The sequence below is a fragment of the Bacillus sp. HY001 genome (genome assembly GCF_007558965.1).
Lineage (GTDB): Bacteria > Bacillota > Bacilli > Bacillales > Bacillaceae_G > Bacillus_A > Bacillus_A mobilis.
Genome location: NZ_VLTE01000203.1, coordinates 1 through 1,149, shown reverse-complemented (window position 1 = coordinate 1,149; position 1,149 = coordinate 1). Strand labels below are relative to the sequence as shown.

The window sequence follows — 1,149 nt, the reverse complement described above, 5'->3', positions numbered from 1 at the left end:
ATTTGCGACTTCCTTATGTTAACATCTTCGTTAGTTAATGTCAACTAAGTTTTTCATTTTGTTTGCCGCGTTCTGCGTTATTGCATCGGCGACTTGTTTTATATTACACCTCTATTTAACAATAGTCAACAACTCTTTTTCATTTTTTACAAAAAACATTCAATACTCATAACCCTTCCTTATTTTTCATACATATAATTATGATAACTGAAAGGAGTGTAGAGATTGTTTGATTCTTCTATGTTACACATCATCAATGCTAATTTCAGAAAACCACACTACCACAGAAACTTCCCTCTCATTCTATTTTGGAGTCAAAAAAGTGGCTGCACTTCACTTGCTAATTGGTTTTTTTACCAGATTGATTTATTACAAACAGCTTTAAACTATAATCCTTTCATTCATCATTACGAATATGATATATATAAAAGTACACCCGCCTACGATGTGCGGCTAGGCATAGCATTACGAGATAAACAAAAAGAAACTTTTAAACTTGTTCGTAATCCTTTTAAAAGAGCCGTTAGTTCTTTCGTATCCTTAATCGCACCTCCCTATGTAGAAAACCCAGAATGGCAACCCATTCGAAAGTTTTTATATCAAGATGAAAATTCTCCTAAAGGAATCTCATATAAACAATTTTTATATTACCTACTCGCCAAAGATGCTCATACAGATGATATGAATCCGCATTTTACACAACAATACATACTAGGTGAAGAAGCATATGTAACCAATTATATTTACTTAGAGGATTTTGATCAGGAAATGCAAAAGTTAGAGAGCCACTTTGAATTAAAATCCGCACCGATAAATAAGTTATCAACATCCTGGCATCATCAGACTCCCGCTATGATCTATAGGGGAAATTTTAGCGAAGCAAGTATTACTGATCCTTTATTTCCTCGCTACCCTACTTTCGAAGGTTTTTATGATACGGAATGTATACAACTCGTTCAAACAATATTTCAAAATGATTTCGATACGTATAGATATAGTAAAGAATATCCATACTGATTTCAATCTATCATCTTTTTAACATTTAAACTACTTGAACTACTCACCACTTAACGTCCTTACGGACTGTTTGAAGTGGGAGATTCCTAAGTACAGAAGCCTAGTGGCTTCTAATTCATTAGGCTATCCCCG

Annotated in this window: 1 protein-coding gene; it reads left to right on the top strand. The window is 33.8% G+C overall.

Going from position 1 to position 1,149, the window contains the following annotated elements:
• The first annotated feature begins 225 nt into the window (after positions 1 to 225).
• Positions 226 to 1,017 carry a sulfotransferase family 2 domain-containing protein gene (locus tag FOT98_RS30440; RefSeq protein WP_063262163.1) on the top strand — a complete coding sequence of 264 codons (792 nt, stop codon included), beginning with the start codon at positions 226 to 228 and terminating at the stop codon, positions 1,015 to 1,017.
• Positions 1,018 to 1,149: the final 132 nt, after the last annotated feature.